Here is a 16,387-nt window from a genome sequence, read left to right as displayed (position 1 = left end):
CTGCCTGTTAATCCATTTTTTTTATCCTAGTTTTTGTTTCTACATAGGCTACTTTACATGTTTGGATGTTGAATAATTTCCTTCAGATGTTGGAACATCGCTTGTTCAGCCTTTTCAGGATCTCTGTTAGAGATGTGTTCTAAAATTGCATAATGCTCATCTAACGCTCTTGAAGGTTTGTTGCCAGAACAAATTTCCTTCTCTTTAAAAAATGTAATGATGTCTGGTGCTACTATCATCATTAATGATTTTAATACAGAATTCTTACTTGCTTCGGCTATTTTCATATGGAACATTAAATCATGCTCCACATTATCTTTTCCTTTCTTAACAGCGGTCTCATAAGCAGTTAATGCACTACTTATAGACATAATATCTTTATCATCTCTTCTAATTGCTGCATATTTTGCAGTGTTTGTTTCTAAGATTACTCTTGTTTCAACTAGAGAGTTAAAATCACTACCTTCTAAATCTAATACGTCAGTTATTAAGCCTTCTAATGCAGAAATACCAAAACCTGCTACTACAGTTCCACTTTGTGGCAATGTTTTTAATATTCCATAAAACTCTAACTTTCTTATTGCATCTCGAACATGTGTTCTACCAATTGCAAAATGTTCACTTAGCTTTCTTTCTGATGGTAATTTATCACCAGGGTTTAACTGTCCAGAAGATATTAAAGATTTAACTTGTTTAATAATCTTATCAACTGGCTTCTCAATTTCTATTTTTCTAAACGTATTAAAGATCGATTGTTCCATGATATATTTATTTCTTAGTAACTGGTTAACCAATTTTTTCTTGGCGAAAAAAAAATTAAACCAATAATTCTTCTTTTTAATTAAATAATAGCTTTCAAACTATTTAAACTGACTTCCTAACCTAAATGGCTAAGATATTACCAATTGCTCTACTTTAATCTTTAGTGAATTTCTTCACTTTTTCTTGCTGCTTTTTGGTGACCTAACAATTAGGTTACCAACAACTGGTAGACCAATTAAGAAATATTTAGATTTACATGCAAGTCTTTTATGAAAAAAAAGAGAAAATAATGTAAAAAAGACACTTACTTGCATTCATAACACCACGCACTAGACTTTATAGACGGAATTTAGATACGAAAGAGATTTAAAATTTAAATGAGTAAATTCACTAAAATCATACAAATCTAAATCCATTATGAAAGTAATTTTTAAAGTATGAAAGGGAGTAATAATTTTGATTATTTGTCTTTATCTAATTTTCACAGTTTCTGGTCTTGTAGTAAAGTGGTAAAGTCAATATCCAATTGACCACTCAAGAAATTGATAATCCAATTAATTGATGGTACTTTTTATAATGTATATATTATTAGACCTTCTAGCTCCAAAAGTTACTATAAATTCATTCTTAGAAACGGCTCCTCATATAAAAGAGATACTTTAATGGTAAATGCTTTTTCTAAGTCTTTAATCCAAGCTGTAATTAGAGGTACGGTCATTTTACCTATTGTATGAATTTTATAGGCAACCAAAAAATAACATGATCAAAGTACTTTTGGATGGACTTCAAAAATAGATTTTAAAGAAGTGTACAAGTAGTAATTGAGGTACTTGCACACTTTTTTATTTTTACTGATCAAATAAGTTTCACTATTCAAACCACAATTCTTATTTTGCTTTGTTTAATTTACACAACAGGTTATGTACAGAAAATTCGGTTTTATAGTAGTCACTTTTTTATTGTTATGTCAATTAGTAATAGCACAGTACAAGTATGCTCCTACTAATTTTCCACCTAAAGAATTTCATAAAGAAAGAAGGGAGCTTCTAAGAAATAAGTTACCTAAAAATTCTGTTGCAGTATTTTTTGCTAATCCCATTAGAAATAGAGCCAATGATGTTGACTATGTTTATCATCAGAATCCTGATTTATACTACCTAACAGGTTATAGAGAACCAAACGCTGTGCTTTTACTTTTTTCTACACCTTATCAATTAGAAGATGGTAATACTTGTTCCGAATTACTTTTTGTTGAAGAAAGAGATTCTATTGATCAGATTTGGATTGGAGCTAGTTTGACAATTAAGGAGGTTAATCAAAAACTTGGTGTTGAAAACGTTTTACCCATTACTGCTTTCTCTAAATTCAATTTTAAGTTCGAAACTTTTGATAATGTACTCACTTATGATCCTCCTAGAGATGTACGTAATAATATATACAATCCTTTTGATTTATATGACATTATTCAAAATTTTAAACAAAAAACAGCTTACCCTCCTTTTTTAAACCCTGCTTCAGCTTATCTTTATAATTTAATGCGTTCTACTACTATCGAAAATCAAATGATTATTGCACAAGATGTTGCTTTGGAATTAAGGAATACTGCTGTTTTACGTTTAGATAAAAACATAATTAATTTTATTTCTGCAGCATCTCCAGAACAAAGAGTTAAAGTAGCTCAGCATTTACCAAATACAAATATAGATATCATAACACTCGATAGTTTAATGAAGGACCTTAGAGAAATTAAGGCTCCTGTAGAAATTAAACTTACAACTAAAGCCATCAAAATTTCTGCTATTGCACAGATAGAAGTAATGAAAGCCATGAAACCGGGAATGTCTGAAACAGAAATACAAGGTATTCATGAGTTCATTTTTAAAAAATACGGTGCAGAATACGAAGGTTATCCAAGTATTGTTGGAGCAGGAGAAAATGGATGTATGCTACATTATATAGCCAATAACAAACCAAATGTAGAAGATGGAGAACTGATATTAATGGATTGTGGTGCAGAGTACAGAGGGTATACTGCAGATGTTACAAGAACAATTCCTGTAAATGGTAAATTTTCTAAAGAACAACGCACACTTTATGAACTTGTACTTAAAGCACAAGAAAAAAGTATAGCAGCATGTAAAGAAGGTGCTTCTTTTGATGAAGTATATACAATCTCTACAGATATTATTGGTAAAGGGTTATACAAACTCAAAATAATTGATTTCCCAGAAGACTATGCAAGATACTTTCCCCATGGATTAATGCATCATATTGGTTTAGATGTTCATGATAAAGGACATTATACTACATTAAAAAAAGATATGATTGTAACCGTTGAACCTGGTATTTATATTCCTGAAGGAAGTGAATGTGATGAAAAATGGTGGGGTATTGGCATAAGAATAGAAGATGATATCCTAATTACTGATGCTGAACCTATAAATTTATCTGCAAGAGCACCTAGAAGTATAGAAAAGATTGAAGCAATTATGAAAGAAACTAGTATTTTTGATCAATTAGATTTACCTATTTTAAAATAATCTTTAGTCAGAACAATATTTTATAAATCTATCGGTTTTCTTTATAGCAATGTCGCTATCTTATGAGATTAATAATCTTCTCGATATTACTTATTTTCAACACATCATTTAAACAAACTTCTACTGTGTTGAATTACGCCCTACTTGAAAACTCTATTGAGATTGAAAAGCAGGGGTTCAATAAACTCAATTCATCTTTACATTACGAGCTAAATGTGTCTTACCCAAAAGTAATGTATACTAATAAAATAGATGTTGAGCATAAAATAAATCTTGATATACAAGGCATTATGGCTTTTGCTATTTCTGATTTCCTATCAAAAACAAGATCCGTAAAAATTGATAAAGGTGTTTTAGGTTTAAGTTATATGAACCTAAACTATAATGTACATTTTAATAATAACGGTATTCTAAGTTTATGCTTTGATAAAGAAACTTTTTATAACGGCTTAGATGGTGTTCGTAAATTATCTGTAACATATAATTATGATGTAAATGATAAACGAAAAATTCAGTTAAAAGACTTATTTAAAACAGGAGTTGATTACTATTCTAGCTTAAATAAAATTATTAAAGAGAAATTAGGCAATGGAGCAAAGGTATCTTCTGATGCTGTAAATACATTTTGTATCACTAAAGAAGGCTTGTACTTTCCTTTAGACATTAAAAAGTGTAGAGGAAAAAAATGTCCTGATTTTATCAAAATAAACTGGTCAGAATTACAAGAAATTCTCTCACCGTATATCTCTCAAAAAAAGGACATTTAATTGTTGTCTTATCTAAGACTTTATGCTTCTGGGTCTAGTTCTATAACTTTCCCCTTTTTACTTTTCTTTCTAAAAATTATAGAATTAATTGTTTCTACTTCTTCTGCATCAAAGTCTTCAAACCAATCTTTCATTTTCTCTACAGCAGCATCTTTGTGCTCTTCTTTTAAACACACCGTTAGATAACTAATTGCTGCAATAACAACAGAAAAATCATCGCTAAAGCCCACAATTGGAATAAAATCTGGGATTAAATCCAATGGTAATAATAAATAGCCTAAAGCACCCGCTATTGCTACTTTAGCTTTTTTAGGAGTCTCATCATCAATGTACATGTAAAATAACAGTAAGCCTGCGTAAACAACCTTTTCACCTGCTTTTTTGGCCATGTCAATTAAGGAATCTAAGAAATCGCTTTCTTTAAAGTATTTTATATATTTTTCTGTATTTATATCTTGAAGCCCCATATTCTAATTTAAATTTGTTGTACACTATTAATTTTACGAAAATAGCTATTTTTTGTTGCTCTATGCTCCTTCTCCTCCATCATCATTACTAGAGCTCCCTTCGTCGTTTCCTCCAGAAATATACATATCGTGTAAAGAACCTTTGTAAGTAGGTTCTTCATCAAAATATGTATCAAAATCAATTTCTTCTTCGTCGCCTTCTTGTACCCTTTTGTTTTTAAGTAATTTTGAAAACTGAGGGAGAAGTTCTTCATCAAATATAGGAAGCAGAACAACGAATGAGCCCATTTCTGCAACAATTTTCATTTTGCTTTCTTGTGTCATAGATGATTGGTAAGCAAACTGTCTTTCTTTTAAAAAGGCAATAGCATCACTTACTAATAATCTACCTTCTTCTGTCAATTTTAATTTAGAAGAAAACTTATCAAAAAAAGATGACGAAATATATTTTTCGAGATAAGGATTACTTTTGACGTTTTCTTTTAAAAATTCTTCTGCTGGAATTTCTCCTCTAACTTTCTCTAAAATTGATTTTACAGAATATACTGTAGTAGTATCCTTTTTAAGGATATCAATAAATGGTTTTTCGAAAGACCTAGGACTAAAATTATCAAAGTTCTTCCCTCTTCTTAAGTACGTTAACTTAATGTCTTTATTAACATCACAATAACCATCTAACACTCTCTCCATCAATAAATAAATTATAGAATACCGCATTAATAAACGACCATCTATTGAACTAGATCTCGTTAATAATGCTACTTCTGCTGGTCTTAATTCTCTAAAATCCATAATATTTATATTTGAATGGTAATGTGGTTGTGGTTAAGGGAAACTTCTACTAATTAGGCATAAATTTAAAAACAGGATACCTTAAATAAGACTTCTCTTTATTATCAGAACGTTCATAGATAAAATTTAGTTGAGCATAAGCATCATTTTTCAAAGAAGGGTTCTTTTTGATTTCTTTATCTAAAGCAATTCTTAAACTTTCATCAGCTTTTATCATTTCGGCAGCTTTATCTTCAAAAACATAAGCAGAGAAATGTTCTTTTTGTTGTAAAATAGGATCAAAAAAGTTCCATGCAAAGTAACTATCCATAGCTTCAGGAGTAAGGACTTCCATTAGAAACCTAATTCTTTTCTGATCAGCTGATATTAAATAATCTCCTTCAAAAAACTGTAATTCTTCCTTTTTTGTTATTGTTTTAACCGAATGATGCAAATAATGCCCTTCGTAAGGTGATTTTACTGTTTTATACGATTCTATATATTTCACATCAACAGCAAACTTTTCATCTGCTTTTAATTGAGTGACTTTTACGCCATTCAATTTCAAAAGATCAATAATTGCTTTCCATCCTCTTGGAATAATAAAAGATAGTGGCTTAGGTTCATACTTTGTCACTTTTAAAGAAGAGTAAAATGGAATTGCTTTCTCATAAGGAGCTGTTCTGTCATAAAATAAACGAGGCAGTCCACTTACTTCACTTTTTATCATTTTTCCTTCATACCCTTTAAAAAAAATGGTATCACTTTTAGATTTATCTACTTCCCAGGCAATAGGAAATTCATCTTTGTGAAGATCATCTTTAAATTGTGCTTTTCTATTCTCTTTAAGTTCTGCTCCATATTCACCTAAAAACCCAATTACATTTTCTAAAAATAAATAAGTTGCTTCTGTACGTTGTTTAAATGGTTTTAGCATATGTGTTTCGATCACATAACTAGGTGTATTAAACAAAGCTGTATATCCTGAAGAGTAGCGAGGTGAATCAAAAAATTGGATGTACCCCTTATCTGGGGTTGTTCCCCATACATTTACATAAGGTGCAATTGGAAGATTATTTTCCAACATCTTTTCTTCTAAATAGGGGTTCATTTTTCTTTTTACAAACTCTCCAACTACACCACCCAACTTCTCTTCATGAGACGCCAAATACGTTAATGTATATTGATAATCTGCTCCATTACTCACATGAGTATCTATAAAAAGGTCTGGTTGCCAAACATGAATAATCTCAGCGAGTGTCTTCATGTTCTTAGAATCCATTTTGATAAAATCTCTATTCAAATCTAAATTCTGAGCATTTCCTCTAAAACCATAAGAAGTAGGTCCTTCTTGATTTGCTCTTGTTCCCGAATTTCTGTTTAAAGCTCCTCCAATATTGTAAAATGGAATTACTGCAATAATGGTGTTCTTAGGTATAACCTTTGATTTTTTTTGAAGAATATCTCTCAAAAGCATCATACTAGCATCAACACCATCAGGCTCTCCGGGATGAATTGCATTATTAATTAACAATACATTGCTCTTTTTTAAATCTGAAGGAACAAATGCCCCCTGAGAAGAGTAAATTCCTAAATGTATTGGCTTTCCTGCATCTGTATCTCCGTAAGTAAATACACGAAATTCATCATAAACTGATCCTAACTTTTTAAAGTAAGCGATACCTTCTTCGTATGTAAAAGTTTCTAATCCGTTAGATTTTTCAAAAGGTGTTACCCAATCCTCTTGCTTTTCTTTTTGCTGAGGGGTTTTACTTTTAGTACATGAGATATTAAGTAGCAATACTGCTCCAATGATAAAAAAATATTCTTTCACTATAATTATTTTAATAAATAGTTGCCCAAACCTTTTATAAAGATCTATTAAATTAATTGATTCTTCAAAGTTTCTATAAATTGTATCACGATCAATGAAAAATTTCTCAAATAGATATTAACTTTTCTCATACATGAAATGAACGCTTCAATAAAAAAGATAATATACGGCTTACTTTCTATTGTTTTAATAATTTATATCTCTGTTTCTTGTTTTGGTTATAAGCAAATTGTTTTAATTAATACACACCAAGGAAACAGTAGTCTTGAAAAAGAAATAAAAAGCAAAACTTTTGATACAAAACTACTTTCGGAGTGTAAACAAGAAAACTTTAAGGTGCATTCATTATTTGGGTATGATTTACAAGGTACTTATATAGAAGCCCCTACAGACTCTTTAGGGTTGACTGTAGTTTTAGTACACGGCATTAAAAGTGACCGATGGAAAATGATGCGTTACGCTCAAATTTATTTAAAACATGGAATTGATGTTCTATTATATGACCAAAGAAAACATGGTTTAAGTGGTGGTAGTCAAGAAAGTTACGGTTACTTTGAAAGCCAAGATTTAGAACAAATTGTACAGTGGGTAAAAAAGAGAAAACCAAAAGATATGATTGCTGCCCATGGAGAATCTCTTGGAGGGGCAACTGTATGTATGCACTCTGGTATAAATGAAAGTACACATTCTGTTAGTTTTTACATTTCTGATTGTGCATATTCTGATACCCCCGAATTATTAACAATGAGAGCTAAAAAAGATTTTGGAGTACCTGATTTAGGTTTTATCACTACTACTAGTTTTTTAGCTAAAATTAATGCTGGGTTCTTTTTTAGTGATGTAATGCCTATTGAAGCAGTAACGATTTCTAAAGTCCCTATCTTATTTATACATGGTGATAAAGATAATTACATACCAAAAGAAATGAGTATAGAAATGTATAATGCAAAACAAAATGGCGAAAAATATTTATGGTTGGTAGCTAATGCTGTACATGCAAATTCCATAACAGTAGCTCCAAAAGTGTACGAAACCAAAGTAATGAATTATGTAAATACTATAGTTTCTCAATTAGCTGAGTAATAAAACATTCTGATAATATTGATGTTACATTCAAAATGTATGTATATTCACTCATTAAATAAATAACATAAACACTCATGACAACACTCGAAGAAAAATTAGAAAGTAGAATTTCTCAAATTGATATTAAAGTAAGAAGCTATCATATTGATAGTTACAACCACGTAAACAATATGCGTTACATGGAGTTTTTAGAAGAAGCTCGTTGGTCGCATTTTGAAAACAACTCTTCTTTAAAAGTGTCTCAAGAAGAAGAAACTAGCTTTGTAATTGCTAATTATAACATCAATTATAAGTATCCTGCAATGATGAATCAGACACTTGAAGTGAAAACTAAAGTAGAAAAAATTGGTTCATCAAGTGTTGTCTTTCATCAAGAAATGTTTATTAAAGAAACAGGTAAAAAAGCACTTGATGCTCATGTAACACTAGTTGCATTTGATATTAAAACGCAAAGACCTAAACGAATTTCAGATCGAATTAAAGACGAATTAGTAAAATAATAAATCAATAATAATCTTAATAGTATGGCTTCAGCACAACATAGATTGCTAAAATTAGCATTAAATGTGTCGTCAATGATGTTTCCGACACGTAATCTCAATCTCACTTTATTGAGAGAGTCGACAGAATTGATCTCGCTTGTTGCCCTTTTACCTTGGGGTGTTAAAGCAAAAAAGTTTAACGTATCTAACTTAGATTGCGAAATAATAGAACCCGTACGTAAATCTGATACTAAAAAAGCTTTATTATATCTACATGGTGGTGGTTACGCCATTGGTTCGTCTCAAACTCATAGATCAATGGTCGGAAAGTTAGTTGACGAAACACATGTAACAGCACTTCTAGTTAATTATAGAAAAATACCTACTTTTCCCTGCCCTGCTGCTATAGAAGATGCATTAGTTGGCTATCAATATCTTCTTAACAATGGTTACTTACCAGAAGAAATTGCTGTTGCAGGAGATTCTGCAGGTGGTGGACTAGTTTGTTCGCTGTTCTTTATGCTCAAAGAAAGACAAATTCCGTTACCAAAATGTGGAATTTGTCTTTCTCCTTGGGTAGACCTTTTACATATGGGAGAATCTAGTGAAAAAAATAAATACTCCGACCCTTTTGTAAAAGTAGATGAAATGCACAGATGGGCGAGTGTTTATGCAGGAGATAAACCTTTAGACCATCCGTATGTATCTCCTCTTTATGGTGATTTAAGTAACTTCCCTCCTATGTTAATTCAAACTTCTACAAACGAGATTTTACACGATGATAGTAAGCGTTTAAAAGAAGCATTTGAAAATGTTAATGTTGAGGTAAATTATCAAGAATGGGACGATTTAATCCACTGGTGGCAACTATTTTGGCGATTTATTCCAGAATCTGAAGATGCACTAAATAAAGTTGCAAGTTTTATAAACTTTCACCTAGATCCTACGTACAAACAGGTAGATGAAAAATTCATTATCAAAAAATGAAATGATTGTTCATTCACTTATTTTTCCTATATTTGCATAAGCAATAAGGTAAATAAGTAATTGACTCTCAGATTTAATTACAAATAATAATAATAACGCAAAACACGATGGAAGAATTATTAAAAAAAATCGTTTATACTGGTGTAGGAATCACAGCTTTTACAATTGAAAAAATTACTGAAGTTGTTGACAAACTAGTTGCTGAAGAAAAACTAACTGCCGAAGAAGGTAAAAAAATTGTTGATGAATTTGTTGATAGCACTGAAGCTAAAAAAGACGAATTCGAAGGTCAAGTAAAAACACTAGCAGATAAATTCACTTCTTCTTTGAATATTGATTTGGACAAAATCACTTCTATGTTCAAAGGTGGTGACTCTGAAGAGGTAGAGATTTTAAAAGCAAGAATTGAGGCGTTAGAAGCTGCTCAAGCTCCAGCACCAAAGAAAGCTCCTGCTAAAAAAGAAACAAAAACTACTACGTCTTCAGAAGCGTCAGAAGCTTAAGCTTCTTGGTACTTTTGTGATGTGTGTGGCCGACAATACTGTATTAATGACAGAATTGTCGGTCTTTTTTTAATACTTTACACAACCGATTGCAGAATAAAGAATTAAAATAACTACTTTTACAGAACCAATAACACACCAATTTTTACAACACATATTTAATAAACTTATTCACCAATAATTATGATGGATAAACTTACTGCATCTGTAGGTACAGCATTGGATCGTTTCATCGCTAAAAGGCAAGAACAATTTCCATATGCTACCGGAGAATTATCACAATTACTTCGTGATATTGCTCTTGCATCAAAAATCATCAACAGAGAGATCAACCGTGCTGGACTGTCTGACCTTGGTGGTGCTGCAGGCTCTGAGAACATTCAGGGAGAGCAACAGCAAAAACTTGATATGATTGCAGATGTTCGCTTTACTAGAGCATTGATTAATGGTGGAGAAACTTGTGGAATAGTATCTGAAGAAGTAGACGATATTATTGATACCGGTAATCATCACGCAAAGTACATAGTAACAATAGACCCTTTAGATGGCTCTTCTAATATTGATGTAAACGTATTAGTTGGAACCATCTTTTCTATTTACAGAAGAAGATCTCCAATTGGAAGACCTCCTACTATGGATGATATGCTTCAACAAGGAACAGAACAAGTTGCTGCAGGCTATGTTTTATATGGCTCTTCTACAATGCTTGTGTATTCTACTGGATATGGAGTAAATGGCTTTACGTATGAACCTTCTTTAGGGGAATATTTCTTATCACATGCAAATATGCAATGTAAGGAAAATGGAAGTATATTCTCTATAAACGAAGGAGGCTATAACACATTTAATGAAGGCTTAAAAGAATACATCAGAAGATGTAAAGAAAGAGAATATTCTGGTAGATATATAGGTTCATTAGTGGGAGATTTCCACAGAAACCTTTTAAAAGGTGGAATTTATATTTATCCTGCCACATCTAAATATGATACAGGAAAATTACGTTTACTCTATGAATGTAACGCATTAGCTTTTCTTGCTGAACAATCTGGAGCAATGGCTACAGACGGAAAACAACGTATTTTAGATATTAAACCAACATCATTACATCAAAGGTCTCCTTTTTATGTTGGTTCACCTAAAATGGTTGAAGAAGCAATGCAATGTTTAGAAGATCACAGGGAAGACGAAGTTGAAGAACTTGAAACAAAGACAGTACAAATACGTTCTTAGTTTACTTTTTCTATTATTCTTCATTACAGAATGCCCAATAATTTATAAAATTATGGGCATTTTGCTTTTATAAGAAATCCATTTTTAACCATTTCTATCAACCTATATCTTTTACCCATTACATGAACATATACTACTTTAATACAAGTAGCTTATAAGGTATTCATCTTTAAAAAAGCACTTCTAAAAAGTAAATAGATTACATATCATCAACTCAAAAAAACTACTGAAAACCAACATTTTAAATACTTTTGACAAGTGAATAAAAGACTTAATAAAGCATAAGGTTTTCGTTTATGTTTTGTTTTATCTCTAACTTTAAAAAATTCCATTAGCAAACTATCTATTAACTAAATACCTATTAAATAGAATTTGATAATTTTCAGATATGACATTAACGAAAAATGAAAAAGTGACACTGTACATGCTTGCAGCAGTTAGCTTTACAAATATATTAGATTTTATAGTTTTAATGCCCTTAGGTCATGTATTGCAAGAGACCTTCGAAATGACTCCTGTAATGTGGAGTGCTGTCGTGTCTTCATACACTTTAGCTGCTGCCGTTTCTGGTTTAATTTCCATTTTTATTATTGATCGTTTCGAAAGAAAGAGAATGTTTCTTACCATTTATGCTTTCTTTACAATAGGTACTTTACTTTGCAGTATTGCACCTACCTATCATTTCCTTTTACTTGCTAGGTTATTTACTGGTGTTTTTGGAGGGTTAATTAATGCTGCATTATTTACAATTGTAGGCGATATGCTTCCTGAAGAAAAAAGAGGTACAGGTATTGGAATTTTGATGACAGGGTTTGCTGTATCTTCTGCAATTGGTGTTCCCATAGGTTTATATTTAGGGGTTGAAATAGATTGGCATGCTCCTTTTCTAATAATTGGTTGTATTGCATCGGTTTTATGGATAGTATGCTATAAACGATTACCAACTATGAATGCACATTTAGAACACAGAAAAGACCCTAATGAAAACATTAAATTATTAGCTCCTTTCACTGAGTTACTGAGCAACAAAAGACAACAACAAGGTTTACTAGCCTTAGGTTTTGTGTTCTTTGGTCACTTTCTACTAATTCCATTTTTCTCTCCATATATGGTTAATAATATTGGCTTTGAGGATAGTCAATTGACATGGATATACCTTTGTGGAGGAATTTGTACTATGTACTTCTCACCAAGAATAGGTGTATGGTCTGATAAATATGGAAAGTATTTAGTTTTCACAATAATATCATGTATTACGGTATTACCAACTTTAGTACTTACCAACACACCAACCATGAGTATTCCGTTTGTATTGGTTTTTTCTTCGCTGTTTTTTATCTGTGGAGCAAGATCAATCCCTGCCAATGCTTTACTCTTAGGAACTTCAAACCCCAAAAAAAGAGGAAGTTTTATGAGTGTTAGATCATCTGTACAGAATCTATCGCAAGGCTTAGCTTCTTTTGCTTCGGGTTATATTATATATCAAGATCCAACAACGGGAGTTTTTCAACATTATAATCGTATTGGAATTATTAGTGTTATAGCAACTATGCTAGGCGTTTTCTTGTTTAAAAAGATAAGCGATACTGCTAAACATAGAGCTAGAAAACTTTCTCTTCAAAATCAAGCTTAATAAAATGAATTTTAACTCAAGAAGATATTTTCCATATTCTCAGCAATTAAAAGATAAATACGGCGGACGTATTCAGAAAGTCTCTATACATGCAGAGTTTACTTGCCCAAATAGAGATGGTTCTTTGGGTTTTGGAGGTTGTACTTTTTGTAATAACGATAGTTTTGTTCCTAATTATCTGCACGATGGTATGTTAAGTATCACAAAACAGATTGATCATGGTATGGAATTTTTACCAGGAAGATACCATAATGCGAAAGCTTTTGTTGGTTATTTCCAAGCATATTCGAATACCTACGGAACACTTGATTATCTTAAAGAAATTTACTCCGAGGCCTTAAAACACCCTAAAATAGATGGCTTGGTAATTGGCACACGTCCTGATTGTCTATCTGATGAACAGTTAGATTACCTTGAAGAGCTATCAAAAGATTATTTAATTTTTATTGAGTTTGGTATTGAATCTTGCTACAATACAACTTTAGATAGAGTAAATAGAGGACATAGTTTTGAAGATTCTGTTGAAGCAATAAAGAAAGTAGTAAATAGAGGAATTTCTGTGGCAGGGCACATGTTATTTGGTTTACCTGGCGAAACTAGAGAGGAAACATTGGCTCAGGCAAAAATCATATCAGAATTACCAATTGATTCTGTGAAATTTCATCAATTACAAATTGTAAAAGGCACTATAATGGCCAAACAATTTAAAGATAACCCTTCTCAATTTCCTCTTTTTCAACCGGAAGAATATGTAGATTTTATGGTCGATTTTCTTGAACAATTACGTCCTGATATAGCAATTCAACGTTTTAGTAGTGATACTCCAGAAAACCTAAGAATTGCACCGAACTGGGGAATCAGACCAAATCAGATTCAATTAATGGTTGAAAAGCGCTTAAAAGAAAGAGATACTTACCAAGGGAGATTATACAAAGAGTTGTAAAACTTTATTAATAATTAAAGTGCAACCCTACTGCACAATTAATACGTATAATATATTTGCTTAACGATTTTTATTAATTGAAAAACGACTATTTTTGTTCGTCCAAACTATTCAAATTCAAGAAACATGGCATATATAGATTATTATAAAGTATTAGATGTAGATAAAAGTGCTTCTCAAGCAGATATTAAAAAAGCATATAGAAAATTAGCTCGTAAATATCATCCTGACAAAAACCCCGATAATGATGCTGCAAGTCAAAAATTTCAGCAAATTAATGAGGCTAACGAGGTACTTAGTGATCCAGAAAATAGAAAAAAATACGATAAATACGGCAAAGATTGGGAACATGCAGACCAATTTGAGCAACAAGGCTACGGTGGTGGCGGCTTTGGCGGTGGTCAAGGATTCGGCGGCTTTGGTGGCGGTGGCGGTTTTGGAGGAGGCTTCTCTCAAGGTGATGGAGACTTTTCTGATTTCTTTAACTCAATGTTTGGTGGTGGTCATTCTTCTCCTAGACCAAGAAAAGGGGGAGATTACAATGTAAACATTACCCTTGACATTAGAGACGCTCACGAAACACAAAAGAAAACCTACAAAATAAACGGTAAAAACATTCGTGTTACTGTTCCTGCAGGTATTGCAGACGGTCAGACTATTAAAGTGAAAGGCCATGGTAAAGAAGGTAGTAACGGAGGCCCTAGCGGAGACTTATTAATGACTTTCAATATCAGCAATTCTACAGATTTTGAACGTAAAGGAAACGATCTATTAAAAACAGTAGATATTGAACTTTATGATGCGATATTAGGTGGTGAAATCACGGTGGATACTTTTAATGGTAAAGTAAAATTAAAAGTGAAACCAGGTACTCAAAATGGCACAAAAGTTAAGCTAAGAGGTAAAGGTTTCCCTATTTATAAAGCAGATGGTAAATTTGGAGATTTATATTTCACTTATAATATAAAAATCCCTACTACGCTTTCTGATAAAGAAAAATCACTCTTCGAAGAATTAAAAGGTCTAGAAGAAAAAAGCGATGATTAAAATCAGTATTTCTATTGCAAAGCGACTTACAATTGTTTAATATTGCAGGGTTAATACAAGTTGAATTGACTAAACTCTGATAAGATGCAAGGTATTACTTATTTAGAAATCGCTGCAATGGCCTTTATGGTTCCTCCGATAGTTATTGCTATTGGATATGCATTGGTGACTTTCTCTAAAGATAAAGTCTAAAGATATAAAATGTACGTTATTACACATTAAAGTTGTGATAACGTACATTTTGTCTTTATAAGCACTTATAACAAAATATGGTGGTGAGGTTGTACCACATCTGGCAAATCCTTTTCACCAATCATTTGTTTTAATTCTCTATCAATCTTATTACATAAACTTGTCATAGGTGTATCAAACGAAAGACCTTCAAAAGGATTTTCTGCATAATCTCCTACAATCTCCATTAATAAATAGATCCCTCCAATTAGTCCTGTAAATGGTATTGTTAGCCATACCATTCCTTCGCCTAGTAAACTAAACTGTGCTACCATTCCGTAGGGTAAAAGCAATACCATTATATACGTTAATAAAGAAGATGTATTTGCATATTGTCTGGGTAACGGGAAATCTTTTATTCTTTCACATTTACTTTGAAAATTATAGAAATCTTGAAGAAGATGCTGAAATTCAACATGCCTAAAATCATCTATAAGGTTAAGTCTTCTGAGATTCAGTATTTCTTTCGATTGGTTACTAATTAATTCTGTACAAATATTTTCCTTTGTTATTAATTCTTCAACTTCACCTGTATCAATAAATTTATTTAGTTCTTCCTCTTCTGATAAACTTGCAAAAGCATCACCTAGATGTTTTCTTAAAGAAATTGTCATTTTTTGAGAGTGTTCCCAAGTTTTTGCTTTCCATAACTGTCTCCTTAATCTATATGCCCAAGCTATCTGTCTGAAGATTAGTCTTTTTACAATTGTATCTATTTCTTGCTGAGTAATTTCGTCTTGTTCATCTAAAACAAAGAGGTTGGTAATATAATCACGTGATATTAATCCCCAAGTTCTACTATTAGATACTATTCCTTCCCAGATTTTTCTAGCTTCCCATGTACGTTCGTATGCAGAGTTATTTTTAAAGCCTACATAAAAGGCTACTGCTGTACCTACTACAGTCAGTACAGTCCAAGGTAATTTCATCCATTTAATATCCAGATATTCATAGGCTACAACTACCAACGTTGCATAAATTGTTAAAACAACAAATGACTTACTAGACTTCTCTAAAAAAACTTTTAAACTTAATGTTCTATTTGTATACATATTAAGAAGATTGATGAGAATTGAAATTAAGTAATTTGATATAAAAAAACAG

Annotated in this window: 15 protein-coding genes; 10 read left to right on the top strand and 5 right to left on the bottom strand. The window is 31.7% G+C overall.

All coding sequences use genetic code 11. The annotated features are described in order from the left end of the window. Positions 1-53: 53 nt before the first annotated feature. The gene (locus KM029_RS18310; protein ID WP_144074631.1) at positions 54-761 is read right to left on the bottom strand and encodes a FadR/GntR family transcriptional regulator; all 708 of its coding nucleotides are present in this window, start codon (positions 759-761) and stop codon (positions 54-56) included. Between the two features lie 921 nt (positions 762-1,682). Between KM029_RS18310 and KM029_RS18305 the strand changes: the two genes are divergently transcribed. Together KM029_RS18305 and KM029_RS18300 are read left to right on the top strand one after the other, a co-directional pair. Next, positions 1,683-3,302 (top strand): aminopeptidase P family protein, encoded by a 1,620-nt coding sequence (locus KM029_RS18305; RefSeq protein ID WP_144074630.1) that lies wholly within the window; start codon positions 1,683-1,685, stop codon positions 3,300-3,302. 62 nt (positions 3,303-3,364) lie between these two features. Continuing rightward, positions 3,365-4,069, top strand: a complete 705-nt coding sequence (locus KM029_RS18300; RefSeq protein ID WP_144074629.1) for a DUF4163 domain-containing protein — start codon at positions 3,365-3,367, stop codon at positions 4,067-4,069. A gap of 20 nt (positions 4,070-4,089) precedes the next feature. On the opposite strand, the gene KM029_RS18295 is transcribed toward KM029_RS18300, so the two are convergent. The 3 genes from KM029_RS18295 to KM029_RS18285 are packed head-to-tail and all read right to left on the bottom strand — an operon-like array spanning position 4,090 to position 7,141. Next, complete coding sequence (locus KM029_RS18295; RefSeq protein ID WP_144074628.1) at positions 4,090-4,536, bottom strand: YkvA family protein; 447 nt, start codon at positions 4,534-4,536, stop codon at positions 4,090-4,092. A 60-nt stretch (positions 4,537-4,596) separates the two neighbouring features. Beyond that, on the bottom strand, positions 4,597-5,328 hold the full coding sequence (locus KM029_RS18290; protein WP_144074627.1) for a hypothetical protein: 732 nt from the start codon (positions 5,326-5,328) through the stop codon (positions 4,597-4,599). 49 nt (positions 5,329-5,377) lie between these two features. Then, the gene (locus KM029_RS18285; protein ID WP_240050315.1) at positions 5,378-7,141 is read right to left on the bottom strand and encodes a M14 family metallopeptidase; all 1,764 of its coding nucleotides are present in this window, start codon (positions 7,139-7,141) and stop codon (positions 5,378-5,380) included. Between the two features lie 138 nt (positions 7,142-7,279). Between KM029_RS18285 and KM029_RS18280 the strand changes: the two genes are divergently transcribed. The 8 genes from KM029_RS18280 (at position 7,280) to KM029_RS18245 (ending at position 15,052) form a co-directional block, all read left to right on the top strand. Next, a complete protein-coding gene (locus KM029_RS18280) occupies positions 7,280-8,224 on the top strand; it encodes an alpha/beta hydrolase (RefSeq protein WP_144074626.1) in 945 nt (314 codons plus the stop codon). 77 nt (positions 8,225-8,301) lie between these two features. Beyond that, positions 8,302-8,727: an acyl-CoA thioesterase gene (locus tag KM029_RS18275; protein WP_144074625.1), complete on the top strand. Its 426-nt coding sequence runs from the start codon at positions 8,302-8,304 to the stop codon at positions 8,725-8,727. 24 nt (positions 8,728-8,751) lie between these two features. After that, the gene (locus tag KM029_RS18270) at positions 8,752-9,696 is read left to right on the top strand and encodes an alpha/beta hydrolase (RefSeq protein ID WP_144074624.1); all 945 of its coding nucleotides are present in this window, start codon (positions 8,752-8,754) and stop codon (positions 9,694-9,696) included. Positions 9,697-9,803: 107 nt separating this feature from the next. Next, a complete protein-coding gene (locus KM029_RS18265; RefSeq protein WP_184679433.1) occupies positions 9,804-10,199 on the top strand; it encodes a phasin family protein in 396 nt (131 codons plus the stop codon). Positions 10,200-10,382: 183 nt separating this feature from the next. Beyond that, a complete protein-coding gene (gene fbp, locus KM029_RS18260) occupies positions 10,383-11,429 on the top strand; it encodes a class 1 fructose-bisphosphatase (protein ID WP_144074623.1) in 1,047 nt (348 codons plus the stop codon). Between the two features lie 388 nt (positions 11,430-11,817). After that, positions 11,818-13,062 (top strand): MFS transporter, encoded by a 1,245-nt coding sequence (locus KM029_RS18255; protein ID WP_144074622.1) that lies wholly within the window; start codon positions 11,818-11,820, stop codon positions 13,060-13,062. A gap of 4 nt (positions 13,063-13,066) precedes the next feature. Then, a complete protein-coding gene (locus KM029_RS18250; RefSeq protein ID WP_144074621.1) occupies positions 13,067-14,005 on the top strand; it encodes a TIGR01212 family radical SAM protein in 939 nt (312 codons plus the stop codon). A 126-nt stretch (positions 14,006-14,131) separates the two neighbouring features. Continuing rightward, entirely contained in the window at positions 14,132-15,052 is a 921-nt protein-coding gene (locus tag KM029_RS18245) for a DnaJ C-terminal domain-containing protein (protein ID WP_144074620.1), read from the top strand. Positions 15,053-15,309: 257 nt separating this feature from the next. Here the strand turns inward: KM029_RS18245 and KM029_RS18240 are convergent, their stop codons facing one another. Beyond that, entirely contained in the window at positions 15,310-16,335 is a 1,026-nt protein-coding gene (locus tag KM029_RS18240) for a bestrophin family protein (RefSeq protein WP_144074619.1), read from the bottom strand. Positions 16,336-16,387 lie beyond the last annotated feature (52 nt).

The organism is Flammeovirga kamogawensis (assembly GCF_018736065.1).
Taxonomy (GTDB): domain Bacteria; phylum Bacteroidota; class Bacteroidia; order Cytophagales; family Flammeovirgaceae; genus Flammeovirga; species Flammeovirga kamogawensis.
Note: the sequence above shows the minus strand (reverse complement) of the source record. Positions and strands in the feature narration are given on the sequence as shown.

What these genes read in the sequence shown, in the direction of transcription:
- KM029_RS18310 (WP_144074631.1), bottom strand. Translation starts at nt 761, where the DNA reads ATGGAACAATCGATCTTTAATACGTTTAGAAAAATAGAAATTGAGAAG.
- KM029_RS18290 (WP_144074627.1), bottom strand. Translation starts at nt 5,328, where the DNA reads ATGGATTTTAGAGAATTAAGACCAGCAGAAGTAGCATTATTAACGAGA.
- KM029_RS18250 (WP_144074621.1), top strand. Translation starts at nt 13,067, where the DNA reads ATGAATTTTAACTCAAGAAGATATTTTCCATATTCTCAGCAATTAAAA.
- KM029_RS18245 (WP_144074620.1), top strand. Translation starts at nt 14,132, where the DNA reads ATGGCATATATAGATTATTATAAAGTATTAGATGTAGATAAAAGTGCT.
- KM029_RS18280 (WP_144074626.1), top strand. Translation starts at nt 7,280, where the DNA reads ATGAACGCTTCAATAAAAAAGATAATATACGGCTTACTTTCTATTGTT.
- fbp (WP_144074623.1), top strand. Translation starts at nt 10,383, where the DNA reads ATGATGGATAAACTTACTGCATCTGTAGGTACAGCATTGGATCGTTTC.
- KM029_RS18300 (WP_144074629.1), top strand. Translation starts at nt 3,365, where the DNA reads ATGAGATTAATAATCTTCTCGATATTACTTATTTTCAACACATCATTT.
- KM029_RS18270 (WP_144074624.1), top strand. Translation starts at nt 8,752, where the DNA reads ATGGCTTCAGCACAACATAGATTGCTAAAATTAGCATTAAATGTGTCG.
- KM029_RS18255 (WP_144074622.1), top strand. Translation starts at nt 11,818, where the DNA reads ATGACATTAACGAAAAATGAAAAAGTGACACTGTACATGCTTGCAGCA.
- KM029_RS18240 (WP_144074619.1), bottom strand. Translation starts at nt 16,335, where the DNA reads ATGTATACAAATAGAACATTAAGTTTAAAAGTTTTTTTAGAGAAGTCT.
- KM029_RS18295 (WP_144074628.1), bottom strand. Translation starts at nt 4,536, where the DNA reads ATGGGGCTTCAAGATATAAATACAGAAAAATATATAAAATACTTTAAA.
- KM029_RS18275 (WP_144074625.1), top strand. Translation starts at nt 8,302, where the DNA reads ATGACAACACTCGAAGAAAAATTAGAAAGTAGAATTTCTCAAATTGAT.
- KM029_RS18265 (WP_184679433.1), top strand. Translation starts at nt 9,804, where the DNA reads ATGGAAGAATTATTAAAAAAAATCGTTTATACTGGTGTAGGAATCACA.
- KM029_RS18305 (WP_144074630.1), top strand. Translation starts at nt 1,683, where the DNA reads ATGTACAGAAAATTCGGTTTTATAGTAGTCACTTTTTTATTGTTATGT.